Here is a 17364-nt window from a genome sequence, read left to right on the forward strand (position 1 = left end):
CGCCTTCTTTAAGACTTGATTCATTTATTTGAATCAAGTCTTTTTTTTTGCAGTAAACTCAAGAAATCCTACTCTACCTGTTTCTATCTCAACAAATGAGGAACAGTAAAACGATACAAATACATCATGACTACTTAGTACTATAATACAAGTTTATTATTACGTAATATTAGCACAACGAAAAAGAGCTATCAAATATTGATAGCTCTCTTATAATTAATCTATAAACTCCCCAATTTATAATACATGATTAATATACACAAATATCAATATTATATTAAAAATTAAAATGGGGTATTCGCCCTTTTTCTAGGGGGTATTTACCCCTTTATTAAATTTAATTTGTTTATTAGAAGATAGATTTCATAATTGTTTTAAGCCCTTTGTAAATTAAGAAAACTGCTAATATACCTATTGTTATTCCTAATACTATAAACATATAAAAGCTCCAATGGCCTTTATTTAGCGCTGAAAGTGTAATTAAATAAGGACTAAGAAATAATAGAGGCAATGCTCCAGCTAAGAATTTTAATCCTTTTCCTAATAAATTTAAATCTGTGTGTTCTTTACCCATGATTGTAGTTTTCTATTGCTACTCTAACATTTTTATATTTATTTAATAGTGCACTAGCTTCATCAATTGAAACGTTTAAAGCTTCTGCAATCATTTTAGTACCTCTTTCGACCAGCTTGTTATTACTTAGTTGCATATCTACCATTTTATTTCCTTTGATTCTTCCAAGTTGAATCATTACAGTAGTTGATATCATATTAAGGACTAATTTTTGTGCTGTACCTGCTTTCATTCTTGAACTTCCTGTAACGTATTCAGGTCCTACAACAACCTCAATTGGGTATTTTGCAGAATTTGCCAAAGGGCTGCCTACATTACAAGTAATACAACCAGTATTAATACCTAAAGTGTTACATTTATTTAATGCTCCAATTACGTAAGGAGTTGTTCCTGATGCAGCTATTCCTATTACAAAGTCATTGATACCTATTTGATGTTTTTTCAAATCTTCCCAACCTTGTTTTGTGTTGTCTTCTGCAAACTCTACTGCATTACGTATCGCAGAGTCTCCTCCCGCAATAATTCCGATAACAACATTATCAGGGACTCCAAATGTAGGAGGACATTCACTAGCATCTACAATTCCTAATCTACCGCTAGTACCAGCTCCCATATAAAATAACCTACCTCCGTTGTTTATTATTTCCGAAGCTTTTGTGGTTAAATTATTAATTTGTGGTAATGCTTTTTCTATTGCGAATGGTACCGTTTTATCTTCATTATTAATTTCTAATAATATTTCTGAAATGCTTTTATTTTCAAGATTATCGTGTTTAGAAGATTGTTCTGTCGTTTTAATAAAACTCATATTGTATAGCTTATTGAATCGTGTATGTAACAGTTGATAGCTCTGAAATTCGAAAATATCCTAATGGGTAGTTATCGGGATTAGTTTGATTTATAATATTTCCTTTTATTGTTGCTGGTTGTGTTTCGAAAGGTCCTCCACTGTCTTCACTTCCTTGTTGTAAGAGGACAAACATAAAGTTATAAAATTGTTCATCAACTCCAAAAAGATTAAGTGTGATAACATCTCCTTCTGTTAGGTCTTCAACAAAATAGAATCCAGGTACTTCATTACCATCAAAGAACTCATCGTCAAATGCGTCTCGGTTATTTCCTCTAATAGATAAGCCTTCTACATAGTAAAAATTTTCAATACCTGGAGGGTCTAAAAATGAAAACCTTATTTCTATTTCATCGCCGTTAAAACCTCCATCTTCATTTTGTTCAATATTTTGAATTGAACTTACTGTATTTAATTGTTCAGTAGCAGTATATGTTTGTTCACTTTCAATAACTGTTAGTGTATATTCAAGAGATGGGTCTGGTGTAAAATCAGTATGATAGTCTCCATTGCCTATGTGATTAAAAGTAAACTCTTCGCCATTTTCGCTTGTTATTATTACAATAGCATTATCTACAATTGGTATTTCATTGTCAAAAAATGGTGCCGTTTTTGTTAAATGAACTACAGATGCAGTACTTCCATTTTCTAAAAGATTTATAGAAGCTTCAATTACTAGTCTAGGGTTACTAGTATCTAGGTCTACTTCTATGACATCCTCACACGAAATGAATATGAAAACCAATGAAAGAATTAATAAAATATTTTTCATAGATTAAAATTTAAAATTATAAGTAATTGAAGGTACTATTCCAAATATTGATAAACGAACTGCTTCATTCATTCCTGTATCTGTATTTTCTCTAAATGATACAGATGCAGCATTTGATCTATTGTATAAATTATATACGCTAAACACCCATTCGCCTTTCCATCTTCTTTCAACTTCGGTTTTAGGTGACCAAGTCGCTGAAACATCTAAATGATGAAATTGAGATAAGCGGCTGCTATTTCTAGGTTCGTATACAGGAACTGTTACACCTTGATATTCGTATTGTCCTGTTGGATAAGTAGTAGGTTGTCCAGATTGGTATATGAAATTAGCACCAAAAGACCATTTACTATTTAACTCATATTGTGCTGTTGCTGAAAAATCGTGTAATCTATCCCAAGCAGTATTATACCATTCGCCATTATTTATTCCAGTTTCAATTGCTGTTCGTCCTGGTGTGCGTTGTTCTGATTTAGCTAATGTATAAGAAACCCACCCTTGTAATTTTCCTGTAGTTTTTCTGACTAAAAATTCTAAACCGTAAGCTCTTGCATCTCCACTTAATAAAACTTGCTCAATTGCATTGTTAGCAATTAAATCTGCATCGTCAACGTAATCCAAGCGATTTTGAATTTTCTTATAATATGTTTCTACGTCAAAAGAGAAGTTTTCAAAATTTCTGAAATATCCTACTGCAACTTGATCGCCTATTTGTGGTTCTATAAATTGTCCGCTAGGTGCATATATATCAAATGGTGTGGGAGATGTAGTGTTACTAATTAAATGAATATACTGAGTTGTTCTATTATAACTGGCTTTTAATGAAGATTCATCATTCAATTGATATGCTAACGCTAATCTAGGCTCTAAATAGCCAAAACTTTTTAATGTTGTTCCTTGACTTGCTGAGATAGTATCAATTGGTGTTGCCTTCTGATAAATATCTAATGGTTGGTTATATAGTATTGGGTTGTCATTTTCATAAACATTAATTTCAGTTTGCCCTAAACGATTGAACGTTGAATATCTTAAACCAGCTTGGATATTTATTTTTTTGGAAACTTCTAATTCTCCTTCAACGTATAGCGCGTTTTCTAGAGCAAATTTTTCAGTTAGTTTAAATGGGTTTACACCGCTTGTTTCAGTAGTAGGTGTAACCTCACCTGCATTAAATTTGTAGTAAATACTATTAAGCCCATAGCGCATTTTAAATTTATTAGAAATATAATTTGTAAAATCATATTTCAGGTTAAAATTTTGAACTCCTGAGTCAAACTGAAATTCTACAAACTTTAATTCTAAGCCATAATAATAATCAGAAAAAATAACTGATAGATTACTGAATAGACTTTCGTTATATAAATGATTCCATCTTAAATTTACCGTAGTATTTCCGAAGCTATTAGAGAATAAATCACTAATATTAAATACATCACGGCCAAAGTACCCAGAAAGATATAATTTGTTATTGTCATTTAAATCGTAACTTAATTTTGCGTTAAGGTCATAAAAATAAGCAACGTTATCATTATCAAATAAAGGTAAAAATAGATGTGCGTAACTGCTTCTTCCCCCAACTAAAAAAGATGCTTTTTCTTTTACAATAGGTCCTTCAAGTAATAATCTACTCGCAATTAATCCTATTCCACCAGTTGCATGAAAATCCTGTTTATTACCATCTTTCTGATAAATATCTAAAACTGATGATACTCTACCTCCATATCTTGCAGGTATTCCTCCTTTGTATAGTGTGATGTCTTTTATGGCATCAGGATTAAAAACAGAAAAGAAACCAAAAAGGTGAGATGAATTGTAAAGGGTAGCTTCATCAAGTAATATTAAATTTTGATCTGCAGCTCCACCACGAACATTAAATCCACTTGCACCTTCCCCAGCTGTAGTAACACCTGGAAGCAATGCTATTGCTTTAATTAAATCTGCCTCACCAAGTACTACTGGTATTTTTTTTATAGTACTAGCTTTTAGAGTATTGGCACTCATTTGGGGAGTTTTAATACTTCTTTTTTCGACATCGGTTTCAATAATTACTTCGTCTAAAGATTGTGTGCTTACAGCTAAACCAATATTTTTAGTCACATTTCCGTTTAGAGTGATTGTCTCGGTGTAGTCTTCAAAACCCAGACTTGTATAGATAATTTCGTGTGTACCTTCGGGAAGTTTTATAGAATAAAACCCATAGCCATTAGTAACTGCACCTGTTTGGAGTGATGGTATAAGTATATTAACTCCTATCATTGTTTCTCCGTTGTCACTTTCTGTGACTGTTCCACTTAGAGTGAAATCTTTTTGTGCGCTCATTGTGATTGTTATGAATAGCACAGTTAAAAGAAGTAGTTTTTTCAAGAGTAGTTGTATAAAATTAAAAAGCCTTTAGTTGTAATACTAAAGGCTTAACGTTTTAAAGACTATTTTATTTCCGATAAAATAGAATTGAATGTACTACTAGGTCGCATCTGTTTGTTTACTAGTTCTTCAGTTGGCTCGTAATAGCCTCCAATGTCAACAGCATTGCCTTGCGCATCGAGTAATTCGTCTAAAATAAGCTGCTTATTGAAGTTAAGTTTATCATACACCATTTTAAAGCGTTTTTGTAAAGCGCCATCAGTTGTTTGTTTTGCTAATGCCTCAGCCCAATGTAGTGCAAGGTAAAAGTGACTACCACGGTTATCAAGTTCATTAACTTTACGAGAAGGACCTTGTTTATTTTCTAATAACTTTTCTGTTGCATCATCTAAAGTTTCAGAAAGAATGATAGCTTTTTTGTTGTCATATTTAGAACCTAAATGTTCTAATGATACAGCAATTGCTAAAAACTCTCCTAAAGAATCCCAACGTAAATGTCCTTCTTGTTCAAATTGCTGAACGTGTTTAGGTGCAGATCCACCAGCTCCTGTTTCAAATAATCCACCGCCATTCATTAACGGTACGATAGATAACATTTTAGCAGAAGTTCCTAATTCTAAAATAGGGAAGAGGTCAGTAAGGTAATCACGTAATACGTTACCTGTAACTGAAATGGTGTTTTCACCCTTTTTAACTCTTTCTAAAGTATATTGAGTAGCTTTTTCAGGAGATAGAATATGAATATCTAATTTGCTAGTGTCGTAATCTGCTAAATAAGTATTTACTTTTTTAATCAACTCAGCATCGTGAGCTCTTTCTTCGTCTAACCAAAAAATAACTGGCCATCCTGTAGCATTTCCACGAGTAACAGCTAGCTTAACCCAATCTTGAATAGGTAAATCCTTAACTTGACACATTCTCCAGATGTCTCCTTTGGAAACGTTGTGTTCCATTAAAACTGTTCCTTCTTCATCAATTACTTGAACAGTACCTGCTTCAGCTATTTCAAATGTTTTATCGTGAGATCCGTATTCTTCAGCTTTCTGAGCCATCAATCCAACGTTAGAGACAGTACCCATCGTTGTAGGGTCAAAAGCTCCATTTTTTTTGCAGAAATCTATTGTTGCTTGAAATACAGCTGCATAACTACTATCAGGTATTACAGCTTTAGTATCTTGTTGTTTACCTTCAGCATTCCACATTTGCCCTGATGTTCTAATCATCGCAGGCATAGATGCGTCAATAATTACATCACTAGGTACGTGAAGGTTTGTAATACCTTTATCGCTATTTACCATAGCAATATCAGCCTTCTCGTCCATAATTTTATCAATAGCAGATTTTATCTCAGTAGCTTTAGCTTCTGGAAGTTCATCTAGTTTACCTAAAAGATCTCCAAAGCCATTACGAACATCAACTCCTATTTGTTCAAATTCGCTAGCGTAAGTGTCGAACAATTCTGCAAAATATGTTTCAACAGCATGTCCAAAAATAATAGGGTCACTTACTTTCATCATAGTTGCTTTCATGTGCAATGAAAACAATAGTCCTTGAGATTTAGCATCATCAATTTCTTTTTTTAGAAATGTCATTAATGCTTTTTTCTCCATAATAGTAGCATCAATAATTTCCCCATCTAACACAGGTATTGATTGCTTTAACACTGTTGACCCAGTTTTAGTTTTAAGTTCTACCTTAACACTACCAGCTTTCTTAATAGTAACAGATTTCTCGTTATGCATAAAATCTCCAGACTCCATTGTCGCTACGTGCGTTTTAGAATCTGCAGACCAAGCTCCCATACGGTGTGGGTTTTTCTTAGCATAGTTTTTAACGGCTTTTGGTGCACGTCTATCACTATTTCCTTCTCTTAATACAGGGTTAACTGCACTACCTTTAATTTTATTGTATGTTGCTAAAGCTTGTTTTTCAGCTTCAGTTTTTGGCTCCTCTGGATAATCAGGAATAGCAAATCCTTTTGCTTGTAGTTCTTCAATAGCTGCAATTAATTGCGGTACTGAAGCACTGATGTTAGGTAACTTAATTATATTAGCATCTGGACTTTTAGCTAGCTCGCCAAGTTCTGCAAGTGCATCATTTACACGTTGATCTTCCTTTAAGTAAGATGGGAAATTAGCGAGGATTCTAGCGGCTAATGATATATCCCTTGTTTCAACCTCTATACCTGAAGGTTTTGTATATGCCTTTAATATTGGCAGTAAGGAATGTGTCGCTAAAAATGGTGCTTCATCCGTTTTAGTGTATATGATTTTTGCAGTTTTTGTCATGTTTTTCGGTCTTTAAAATTTTAGTAAATATACGGATTAAACAAGGTTTTTAAAAGTGAGGGAACGTTAATATATCTACAAAATGGTTTATTGAGAATCTGTTTTTTTTAAGCCGAAATATTATTGAGTCAGCAAAAAAGGAAGAGTATTTTGCAGATTTCGCAATTTAACGATGAGAAATATCTTATTTGATATATGTAGTTAATATGTAATTTCTTCTAAATCAAAAAAAGCCATAAAACTATATTCAATAGTAGTATGGCTTTATGCAAAATAATCTTTTACCGATTGATTTAAATAAATCTAAAATACGTCACTATTACAGTGCTGTTATCGTAGAATATCTTGCGGGTCGTATAACACTTAATAAAACCAAAGGCTTTCGCCATTCGATGGTTTTCAAAAAAATGAAACACTCCTTTTTAATTACTATCTATCTTGTTGTTGAACAAGGTCCTCAATAGTTTAAAAAGATATATGTAAGAACGTTCTAGTAACTTAGAGATGATAAATAATCAATAAGCTTAATCAAATATAAATAATTAAATCAAAGTATTGCTATGTTTAACAGTCTAGTTGTTAACTACTTATAAACATAGGTTATTAACAATAGTTCATAAAAAAAGCGATTTGTATATTATACAAATCGCTTTTAAATATGCTAAAGTTTGAAATTTTAGAATCTTCTTTCCTTGATTCTTGCTTTCTTACCTGTAAGTTCTCTAAAGTAGTAAATACGTTTTCTACGTACTTGACCTTTCTTGTTCACTTCAATTTTCTGTAAAGCTGGCATATTAACAGGGAAGATACGTTCTACACCTACTGTTCCAGACATTTTTCTAATTGTAAATGTTTTTAATAATCCAGTTCCTTTAACTTGAATTACAACACCTCTAAAAAACTGTGTTCTTGTTTTTTCACCTTCACGAATTTCATAGAATACAGTAATTGTATCACCAGCTGAAAATTCAGGAAAGTCTTTTTTCGTTACAAATTCGTTTTGAACAAATTTTACTAACTCTTCCATAATTAATTTTTATAATAGTTAAAATAAAACAACTTACACGTTTCTCGCCAGAGGTTGAATTAAGTGGCTGCAAAAATAACTAAATTTTATAATGTGACAATCTAATTGTAGTTATTTTTAATAATCTAATTAGTTGGTTTACTTGTTGTTCTGTATCCATGTGTCAATTTTGGCCTCTAATAGTGCTAGAGGGACACATCCAGTTTCTAGAACTTGATTGTGAAACTGTCGTATATCAAAGCTTTCACCTAATGATGATTTCGCTTTTTTTCGTAATTCTTGAATTTTTAATTGGCCTATTTTATAACTCAATGCCTGGCCTGGGTTAGCCATATATCTTTCAATTTCACTAATAATACCTGCTTCAGATTCTGCTTCATTATCTAATGAATATTGGATTGCTTTTTCTCTACTCCATCCTTTAGCGTGCATACCAGTATCTACAACCAGTCTAATGGCACGATGCATTTCGGCACCTAACATCCCAAAATATTGATATGGGTCTGTGTAAAGTCCTAATTCCTTTCCTAACGATTCACTATATAAAGCCCAGCCTTCACCGTATCCACTATACCATAGGGTTTTTCTGAAATCAGATAATTCTGTGTTTTCTTGTGTTAATGAAATTTGATAATGGTGTCCAGGAATAGCTTCGTGTAAAAATAATGACTCGTCACTATATACATTATATTTAGTTGCATCAGGAATTGGTGTATAGAATATACCTGGACGTGTTCCGTCTAGTGATCCTGGATTGTATTCTGCGCTTGCTGATTTTTCTCGAAAAGCTTCTGTTTGCCTAACTTCAAAAGGTGTTTTTGGTTTCTTGTCAAAAAGTTTTTCAAGTTGTGGTTTCATTGTTTCGTGAATTGCATTAAAATTAGCAATTACCTCAGCAGGTGTTTTAAAAGGCATCAACTTTGGATTGCTTCGTACATCATTAAAAAAGTCTTTAAGATTTCCTTTAAAGCCTATTTCAGTTTTCACTTTTTCCATTTCAGATAAAATACGAGCAACTTCTTTAAGTCCTAATTCGTGAATTTCATCTGCTGTCATTGATGTTGTAGTATACAATTTTATTTGATGTTTGTAGTAGTTATCACCATTTGGTATTTCAGAAATACCTGTACTTATTCTACCAGCTTTTAGATAATCACCTGCCATGTACTCATATAAACTTTTATACGTTGGGATGATGTTTTCCTCAATCATTGACTTATAATTGTCCGCCAGCATCTTTTTGTCTTCATCACTAAAATTATCAGGCAATGCTTTAATAGGAGCGTAAAATAGGTGCTCATTAATATCTGAAACTGTCATTTCTTTTAACTGCGGAATTACTTTTTTAATCAAAGATTTAGGTAACACGTAACCTTCAGCTGCTCCTTTGCGCATGTTTATTTCAGCATTTTTTAGCCATTCTAGGTATCCATCTACACGAGCTAACCAGTTTGTGTAATCTTCAACCGTTTCAAATGGTTGAGCTCCTGCGCCACTTGCGAGTTGTCCAAAAGTTAAATTGATGCTCCACATTTGGTCAATAGGAAAATATTCGAAATTTTTAAAACTTAAGTGATCTAAGTTTATATCGCACTCCCATGTTAGTATATCAAGGCTCATTTTTTGAGCATCTGTAAGTATACTGCGATCATAGCTAGCTACTTTTTCTTTGTATTCAGTATAGTATGCTTTCATTAAAGCAATATGTCCTGAGGAAAGAGGATTTGGAAATTGATCGTTAAATCTATTGTCTCCAGACATTGTAGCATTTACTGGGTTCAATTTTAAGCCATCTTCATAATAATTTTTCAACATAGATTCAAAATCAGAATTTACCGAAACGGTTTTTTCTTCTGAAATGTGCTGAGTTTTATCTTTGCATGAAATTGCTAGTATGGCTATAACAATTAGTATAATACGAACGATCGGTTTTCTCATATTGCAATGTGTTTTAAAATGAAAATAATTGTATTAATCCTCTAGTAAGTCTGGGCGTCTATTTTTAGTGTTTTTGTATGCTTCTTCTTCGCGCCATTTTTCAATATTCTTGTTATGACCGCTCAATAGAATTTCTGGAACTTTCCATCCTTTATAATCTGCTGGTCTTGTATAGATTGGTGGAGCAAGTAAGTCGTCTTGGAAACTATCTGTCAAAGCGCTGGTTTCATCACCTAAAACACCAGGTATTAATCTAATTACACTATCGCATAATATTGCTGCACCTAGTTCACCGCCGCTTAATACATAATCTCCTACAGAAATTTCTCTAGTTATAAATTGATCACGAACGCGTTGATCTACTCCTTTATAATGACCACATAAGATGATAATGTTTTCCTGAAGTGAAACTTGATTTGCAATACCTTGATTTAAAGTTTCTCCATCAGGTGTCATATATATAATCTCGTCATAATCTCTTTGTGATGTTAAGCTACTAATGCATTTATCAATAGGTTCAATCATCATTACCATTCCTGCACCACCACCAAATTGGTAATCGTCAATTTTATTATAATTGTTTAATGAAAAATCACGAAGGTTATGAAAATGGACTTCGACGAGTCCTTTGTCAATTGCACGTTTCAGAATTGATGCTTCAAATGGACTTTTTAAAAGTTCGGGTAAAACGGTGATGATATCTATACGCATTTAAGTAAGTATTAGGGTCAAAAAAATAGTGTAAGCTTTTCTTTAAAGTTTACAGAGTTCGTAAGAAAAAATTGAATGTAACTGAATTCTTAATATTTCGAATTAATATTCAAATGCTAAAAAGGTTTTTTTCCTTTGTTTTTATTTAACTTATTGTAGGTTTTATCACCTCTAGTTCTTGCCTTTTTATATTTCTGCTTAATTATGCGTTTATAACTTCCACCTTGATTCGTCTTACTATTTTTCTCACTTTTTTCGTGAAAACTTTCGCCTTTTTCTTCCTCAACAATGGTATGTGGGTTATCGCGCTCAATTATTTTAGGTTGCTCTTCCCAAGTAAGTAGTTTAGAAATCTCTAAAGTTTCAGGTGTTTCTAATAGCTCAATAGTATGATCCATTAGTGTTTCAATATTTTCTTTGAAACCCTGCTCGGCTGGAGTGCTAAATAGGATAGAAGTACCTTGAGCTTCAGCACGACCTGTTCTTCCTATACGGTGCATATAGTTTTCAGGAAAACGAGGGGTGTCAACATTAATAACATGACTAATGTTTTCAAGGTCTAATCCACGAGCCATGATGTCTGTAGTTACAAGTATTCTTGTTTTATTGTCATTAAAGTCTTCGATAGAACGAATACGATAATTCTGTGTTTTGTTAGAGTGAATTACTGCTACTTCACTTGTAAAGAAATCATAAAGTAATTCGTAAACTAAATCAGCCGATTTCTTATTGGGAACAAATATTAATGTTTTAGTATATGTTTCGGTATCAACTAAAAGGTCTTTTAATAGATTGATTTTAGTGTGAAAGTTAGGTAAGTTGTAAGCGTATTGTGTAATGTTATCTAATGGGGTACCGCTAACTGCAACTGAAATTGTAGTTGGTGCTTTAAAAAAGGCTGTAATAAATTCCTCAACATCATCAGTCATTGTTGCTGAAAACATTATGTTTTGGCGTTGAGCAGGGAGTAATTCGAGAATATTTGTAAGCTGAAATCTAAAACCTAGATCAAGCATAATATCTACCTCATCAATGACTAATTTTTTAATGTGTTTAGGTTTTAATGCTCTGCTTAAAAGCAAATCGTATAAACGACCTGGAGTTGCGACAATAATATCAGCACCTTCCATTACTAATGCTTTATGCTGGTTGATGTTAACACCACCATACACACCTTTAACTCTTATAGAGCTGTATTTACCAAATTTTTCAATCTCATCAACTACCTGTATAACAAGTTCACGTGTAGGAACAATTACTAGAATACGTGGGTCAATTTGCTTAGAGAACTTCAAGCCATTAATTAGCGGAAGCATATAAGCAAAAGTTTTTCCTGTACCTGTTTGTGCAATTCCTACTAAATCTTTCCCAGACATAACTGGAGAAAAAGATTGTGCTTGTATTTCTGTAGGTGTTGTAAAGCCCAAGTCTTCAATTGCATAATGCAATTGTTTGCTAAGCTTAAAATCTTGAAAAGAATCCATTGTAAAAATTTTTGCAAAGGTACTGTTTTAATGGGGATGGCGAATGTTTTATTATTTAGCCTTAGATAAATTATAGGTAGCTTATATTTAAACTGTTTTTATAAACGATTAATTGTTTAATCCTCATATTCAGGCATCCACGTATAATGTAGTACTGTGGTGTCTTTTTTCCATTTTAAACGCTCATACAAATGTTGTGCAGGATTGTTACAATCAGTTTCTAATGTTAGTCCTTTTGAGTTCTGTGTATTTGCAAATTGTTTTGCAGCATTGAGCAAAATTTCTCCAACACCTTTTTTTCTGAAATTTTCGTCAACAAATAAATCATTAAGTATATACGTACGTTGCATAGATACCGAAGAATAACTTGGGTATAATTGTGTGAAGCCTGTTACAGCGTTTGAATCGTTTAGGGCAATTATAATGTAAGAATCATTTAACCTTAATCGTTCTGATATAAAATTAACGGCGCCATCAATGTCACTTTCTTGCTTATAAAAAATTCGATATTGATTAAAGAGTTTTGCTAATTGCTGAAGATCAAATTTGTTTGCTTGGCGTGTTTCCATAATAAAGTGACTTTTGGTAAGTACAAGCTACAACATTTACGTCACTTAATACAACTAATTAAAATTTCAGAAATTGACGCAATCTACAGGATATTAGTTTGATAACTGGTCATCATCTTCAGTGTTGTCTCCATCAAATAATCTTTTAAAAAATCCAGCCGAATCTTTTTCTCGTTCAGCTTTTCGTTCTTCTCTTTTCAATTGTCTTTTTTCTTTATTCGTTAGACTGTCATTGTCTTTAAACGCATCTTTATATTCTATTGAATTATTAGTTTCACCTTTAAAAGCTTTAATCCAAGCATTTTTAAAAATGTTGCCAACTGTTGGCCAAACTCCAGCTTCTACACCATTTAAATCTCCTTCAATAGGTACGAGTGTTGCTACAGTATCAGTAGATTGGTTTTTTAGCACAAATTTAAAAAAGCCAATAAATCCTTCCCAGAGTGTTTCCAAAAAACCATCTTCTGGACCTATAAGTTTTGTGTCTCTTAGTAATGGTTTTACATACCCCTTAAGGTAACCATCTGCAATCGCTATTTCACTATACATTTCAAATGTTCCATTTTCAAAATCTAATCCAGAGTAATAGCTAGTAAGGTCATTTAGCGCACTTGCATTAGATTTTTGAAGAGAAAAAGCAAGGTCCATATCTGGAACTTCTTTGATAATATTCATATTTCCTTCAAGTAATACATTTCCACCACCAAAGGATACTCCAGTTGCTTTTACTGGAGATGGAAGTACTCGGTTTTTTTCTACAACATTGCGAAGGTTTTCCATCGTGAGTTCTAATTGCTCAATGGACAAATCAATATTAGGTTCAGCACTAAGTTGTACAAATGATAGTTTACCATTGTGTGCTTCAAAGTGGTTTATTTCTAAAGGAACTAAATCGGTTAAAGCTTTTGTCCAGTCATCAACATTTGCCATTCCTTCCTCAGGAGTAGATTGTTGGTCTTCAAAAACATATATAACTTCAGGGCGATTCATTTCAATTTCGGCAACTATTTCTCCTTTAAATAAAGATTTCCATTCTACTGAAATATCGTTTTCAGGGAAATTTAAAAATGGAACTTGTGTGTTTGCATCTATTTTATTTAAATACATACCATTAATTTGATAAGCTCCGCGCCATAATGAAATACCGATGTTATCAACTTGTCCATAATATCCTGGGATATCTGCAAGAACTTTGTTTACATAGTTTTTCACATAATAAGGTAGATATATTCTTGCCGCTATTAGTAGTACTAAAAGTATAATAGGGAAGGTATATCGTTTCTTTTTATATGCTTTGCGTTTTTTTTTAATTGTCATATAAGTTTTTAAGGTTAACAAAGTTTATTAATTGTATTTAAATAGTGCGTTAAGAGATAGCTAAAACTGTGGTTGTATGATATTTCTGAAATGATATAACATAAAAAACCCTGCTAAATTTAAATTAGCAGGGTTTTATTTATTAAAATTTCCGAAGAAAGGTGGCTACTAGTAGTAGGTAAATCTTCTAACTTTAGAAATGTATTTAGCTAGTCTAATAACTTGATGGCTGTAGCCATATTCATTATCATACCATACATATATTACAATGTTTTTACCGTCTTTAGTAACGATAGTTGCGTTACTGTCATAGATAGATGGCGCTGAAGAACCTACGATATCGCTTGAAACAAGCTCGTTGTTAATTGAGTATTTAATTTGCTCTACAAGGTTTCCTTCAAGAGCATATTTTTTCATTGTAGCATTTAAACCATCTACTGAGGTAGGAGTTTCAAGCTCTAATTTCAAAATAGCAAGTGATCCGTTAGGAACAGGAACTCTAATTGCATTAGAAGTTAATTTACCTTCAAATGATGGTAGTGCTTTAGATACGGCAGTTCCAGCACCAGTTTCAGTAATTACCATATTCAATGCTGCTGCACGACCACGGCGATATTTTTTATGCATATTATCAACCAAGTTTTGGTCATTAGTATATGCGTGGATAGTTTCTAAGTGACCATGTACTACGCCAAATGTATCTTCAATTGCTTTAAGCACTGGAGTAATTGCGTTAGTTGTACAAGATGCTGCAGAGAAAATATCAATTTCGTCTGGGTTGTGCTCTTTATGGTTTACACCGTGAACTATATTAGGCACTCCTTTTCCTGGAGCAGTTAATAATACTTTAGAAGCTCCGTTAGGTGTTAAGTGACGGCTTAAAGCTTCTTTATCTCTAAAAGCTCCAGTGTTGTCAATTATTAAGGCGTTATTAATACCGTAGTCAGTATAATCTATATCTTCTGGACCATTTGCAGATATAATGTGCACTGTTGTTCCATTGATAATTAATGCTTTGTTTTCAAGATCTACACGAACTGTTCCTGGAAAATCTCCGTGAACGGAATCGTATTGTAATAATGAAGCACGTTTTTCAAGAACAGTTTGATCAATAGCTCCTCTTGTTACAATGGCACGTAATCTCATTTGACTTCCTTGTCCAGTACGTGTCATCAACTCACGAGCTAACAAACGACCAATTCTACCAAAACCGTAAAGTACTACGTCTTTAGGTTCAATCGAAGATTTGTCTTTTGCATCTTTCAATTTTTCTGCTACAAATGCCATTGCATTTTTATCAGCATTTTCTTCAAGATGGTATTCGTATGTTAATTTACCTATATCCAGTTTTGCTGGTGGAAGGTCTAGTGTTTTAATTGCCTGTGCAATTTCAACTGAGTCAAAGATTGAGATAGCTTTTTGTACAAACTCACCTGCGTATTCGTGAAGGTTTAATATTTCACTTACGTTACGGTCAATAAGTTGGTTGCGGAAAAGAACTAATTCAATAGATTTATCATACCATAAATCACTTATTATGTTGATAAATTCGACAGTCGCTTTCCGGCGGTCAGTTTGAAAAGACAGTTCTTTTTCATAAACGTCATCAAAACTCATAGTTTTAGGGTTTTAGGTTACGATTTTACTCGCAAGTTATGTTGTAAATTTTTCGCAAAAATAGTCAATTTTTAGGGTTTGAACTTAAATATTAATAAGTTGTTTATCATGTAATTAAAGATAAGTAGGAAGGAATGTTTTTAAAAGTAAAAACCCTTCAATGTTTTGTTGAAGGGTTTTCTATTCAACGGGAATTATTTACGCTTCCTTCCGTGTTGAAATAATATTTTATTTTGAACAATCTATCTAAAAATATAAGAGTGAGTTTCTCCTTGTTTATTTACAAAAGTCATTTTAATTGGGTCTTGTCTTTTGCGACTAGTCATAATGTCTTTCACTTCGTCAACATCATTAACTTTAATGTCATCAATTGCAATAATAATATTACCTTCAATACCATATCTTGCAACTTCCTTAGTGAGAGCTTTTATTATTTCGACACCGTTTTTAAGACCATATTTTTGAAGATCTGCTGAGTTAGCTTTTCTAACTTCAACTCCTATATCTTTAATCTCGTATGTTTCTAGTTTTATCAAAGTGACAGGAATTACCTTTTCATCACCATCTCTAAGTACAGTTACTTTAACAACATCGTTAGGTCTCTTAGCTCCTAAGTAACCAGAAAGGTCTGAGAATTTCCCTACTTGATATCCGTCAAGTTCTTTAATAATATCTCCTTTTCTTATTCCGCTAGATGCAGCGCCACTTCCTTCTTCCACAGAACCTACGTAAACTCCTTCGGTTTCACTAACTCCCCATTGTTTAGCACTTTGAGTGTTTAGGTTTCCACCACTAATTCCTAAAACGGCACGTTGTACATTTCCAAACTCCATAATGTCTTCAACTACTTTTCTAGCGATGTTAGATGGAACTGCAAAAGCGTAACCTACATAACTTCCTGTTTCAGATGTGATTGCGGTATTAATGCCTATAAGTTCTCCACGAGTATTCACTAAAGCGCCACCGCTATTTCCTCTATTTACTGCGGCATCAGTTTGAATAAATGATTGTGGATTACCATCAAACTCATCTAAATCTCTAGCTTTTGCACTAACAATACCAGCGGTTACTGTTGAGGTTAACCTAAAAGGGTTTCCAACTGCTAATACCCATTCACCAACCTTTGTATTATTTGAATCACTAAAAGGTACAAAAGGTAAAGGTTCTTCAGCATCAATTTTAATTAAAGCAATATCAGTTTTAGGGTCAGTACCAACTAATGTTGCCTTATAAGTGGCGTTATTGTTAAGTGTTACCTCAAGTTGTGTCGCATTATCAATAACGTGATTATTTGTAATTATATAACCATCAGGAGTGATAATTACGCCACTTCCGGTACCTACTTGCGCTTTTGGTTGTCCACCACCATAAATGTATTCCATCATATTGGTTGGCTGCCTACTTACTGTTTTGTTAATAACGTGCACTACAGAGTTCACCGTTTTCTCCGCAGCAACAGTAAAGTCAATTGAAGTTGTAGGTGTATCCGAAGAAAAATTGGTAGGCGTGTAATTAACAGTATTGGTTGACACAGGAATACTTGTTACACCTACGTCGTTTTTAGTGTCTAATAATTTGTAACCTCCTAAGGTTACCGCCCCAGCTGCAAGGGCAACAGTGAAAAGTTTAAGTGTTTGATTCATCTTGATAAATTTTAATTGTTCAAGTAAATTTTAATCATACAAAGGATAGCCTTTTAAGTTAAACGTATTATTTATGTTTTGAATTGTAAAAGCACTTCGGAAATTCTCTTGATTTGAAGCTTGTAATAGCGCATTAGACTAAAGTTGTAAAACCAAAAAACCTCTATGCTTTTAAATAAGACGACAGCTCTTCCAAATAATTTCACATTTTAA

General features: G+C 33.1%; 13 protein-coding genes. All 13 read right to left on the reverse strand.

Annotated features, from left to right (window positions below):
• Positions 1-349: 349 nt before the first annotated feature.
• Complete coding sequence (locus tag GBH57_RS14665; protein ID WP_151675253.1) at positions 350-574, reverse strand: DUF6095 family protein; 225 nt, start codon at positions 572-574, stop codon at positions 350-352.
• Positions 567-1382: an N-acetylmuramic acid 6-phosphate etherase gene (murQ, locus tag GBH57_RS14670; protein WP_151675254.1), complete on the reverse strand. Its 816-nt coding sequence runs from the start codon at positions 1380-1382 to the stop codon at positions 567-569. The genes GBH57_RS14665 and murQ overlap by 8 nt, the downstream gene beginning before the upstream one ends.
• 10 nt (positions 1383-1392) lie before the next feature.
• Positions 1393-2193, reverse strand: coding sequence for a DUF4249 domain-containing protein (locus GBH57_RS14675; protein ID WP_151675255.1), 801 nt, complete (start codon positions 2191-2193; stop codon positions 1393-1395).
• Between the two features lie 3 nt (positions 2194-2196).
• Positions 2197-4512: a TonB-dependent receptor gene (locus tag GBH57_RS14680; protein ID WP_151675256.1), complete on the reverse strand. Its 2316-nt coding sequence runs from the start codon at positions 4510-4512 to the stop codon at positions 2197-2199.
• Positions 4513-4619: 107 nt separating this feature from the next.
• Positions 4620-6845 carry an NADP-dependent isocitrate dehydrogenase gene (locus GBH57_RS14685; RefSeq protein WP_151675257.1) on the reverse strand — a complete coding sequence of 742 codons (2226 nt, stop codon included), beginning with the start codon at positions 6843-6845 and terminating at the stop codon, positions 4620-4622.
• Positions 6846-7521: 676 nt separating this feature from the next.
• Positions 7522-7872, reverse strand: a complete 351-nt coding sequence (gene rplS, locus GBH57_RS14690; protein ID WP_151675258.1) for a 50S ribosomal protein L19 — start codon at positions 7870-7872, stop codon at positions 7522-7524.
• A 138-nt stretch (positions 7873-8010) separates the two neighbouring features.
• Positions 8011-9810 (reverse strand): DUF885 domain-containing protein, encoded by a 1800-nt coding sequence (locus GBH57_RS14695; protein WP_151675259.1) that lies wholly within the window; start codon positions 9808-9810, stop codon positions 8011-8013.
• Between the two features lie 33 nt (positions 9811-9843).
• Complete coding sequence (gene trmD / locus GBH57_RS14700) at positions 9844-10521, reverse strand: tRNA (guanosine(37)-N1)-methyltransferase TrmD (RefSeq protein WP_151675260.1); 678 nt, start codon at positions 10519-10521, stop codon at positions 9844-9846.
• A 116-nt stretch (positions 10522-10637) separates the two neighbouring features.
• The gene (locus tag GBH57_RS14705) at positions 10638-12005 is read right to left on the reverse strand and encodes a DEAD/DEAH box helicase (protein WP_151675261.1); all 1368 of its coding nucleotides are present in this window, start codon (positions 12003-12005) and stop codon (positions 10638-10640) included.
• 116 nt (positions 12006-12121) lie between these two features.
• The gene (locus tag GBH57_RS14710; RefSeq protein WP_151675262.1) at positions 12122-12574 is read right to left on the reverse strand and encodes a GNAT family N-acetyltransferase; all 453 of its coding nucleotides are present in this window, start codon (positions 12572-12574) and stop codon (positions 12122-12124) included.
• A 93-nt stretch (positions 12575-12667) separates the two neighbouring features.
• Positions 12668-13891 carry an AsmA family protein gene (locus GBH57_RS14715; protein WP_151675263.1) on the reverse strand — a complete coding sequence of 408 codons (1224 nt, stop codon included), beginning with the start codon at positions 13889-13891 and terminating at the stop codon, positions 12668-12670.
• A 168-nt stretch (positions 13892-14059) separates the two neighbouring features.
• Entirely contained in the window at positions 14060-15508 is a 1449-nt protein-coding gene (locus GBH57_RS14720; protein ID WP_151675264.1) for a glyceraldehyde-3-phosphate dehydrogenase, read from the reverse strand.
• Positions 15509-15750: 242 nt separating this feature from the next.
• Complete coding sequence (locus GBH57_RS14725) at positions 15751-17151, reverse strand: S1C family serine protease (RefSeq protein ID WP_151675265.1); 1401 nt, start codon at positions 17149-17151, stop codon at positions 15751-15753.
• Positions 17152-17364 lie beyond the last annotated feature (213 nt).

It is taken from the genome of Patiriisocius marinus (assembly GCF_008974325.1).
Taxonomy (GTDB): domain Bacteria; phylum Bacteroidota; class Bacteroidia; order Flavobacteriales; family Flavobacteriaceae; genus Patiriisocius; species Patiriisocius marinus.

Bases quoted from the DNA above. Each gene is read 5' to 3' on its own strand.
- GBH57_RS14665 (WP_151675253.1), bottom strand. From the start codon at position 574: ATGGGTAAAGAACACACAGATTTAAATTTATTAGGAAAAGGATTAAAA.
- murQ (WP_151675254.1), bottom strand. From the start codon at position 1,382: ATGAGTTTTATTAAAACGACAGAACAATCTTCTAAACACGATAATCTT.
- GBH57_RS14675 (WP_151675255.1), bottom strand. From the start codon at position 2,193: ATGAAAAATATTTTATTAATTCTTTCATTGGTTTTCATATTCATTTCG.
- GBH57_RS14680 (WP_151675256.1), bottom strand. From the start codon at position 4,512: ATGAGCGCACAAAAAGATTTCACTCTAAGTGGAACAGTCACAGAAAGT.
- GBH57_RS14685 (WP_151675257.1), bottom strand. From the start codon at position 6,845: ATGACAAAAACTGCAAAAATCATATACACTAAAACGGATGAAGCACCA.
- rplS (WP_151675258.1), bottom strand. From the start codon at position 7,872: ATGGAAGAGTTAGTAAAATTTGTTCAAAACGAATTTGTAACGAAAAAA.
- GBH57_RS14695 (WP_151675259.1), bottom strand. From the start codon at position 9,810: ATGAGAAAACCGATCGTTCGTATTATACTAATTGTTATAGCCATACTA.
- trmD (WP_151675260.1), bottom strand. From the start codon at position 10,521: ATGCGTATAGATATCATCACCGTTTTACCCGAACTTTTAAAAAGTCCA.
- GBH57_RS14705 (WP_151675261.1), bottom strand. From the start codon at position 12,005: ATGGATTCTTTTCAAGATTTTAAGCTTAGCAAACAATTGCATTATGCA.
- GBH57_RS14710 (WP_151675262.1), bottom strand. From the start codon at position 12,574: ATGGAAACACGCCAAGCAAACAAATTTGATCTTCAGCAATTAGCAAAA.
- GBH57_RS14715 (WP_151675263.1), bottom strand. From the start codon at position 13,891: ATGACAATTAAAAAAAAACGCAAAGCATATAAAAAGAAACGATATACC.
- GBH57_RS14720 (WP_151675264.1), bottom strand. From the start codon at position 15,508: ATGAGTTTTGATGACGTTTATGAAAAAGAACTGTCTTTTCAAACTGAC.
- GBH57_RS14725 (WP_151675265.1), bottom strand. From the start codon at position 17,151: ATGAATCAAACACTTAAACTTTTCACTGTTGCCCTTGCAGCTGGGGCG.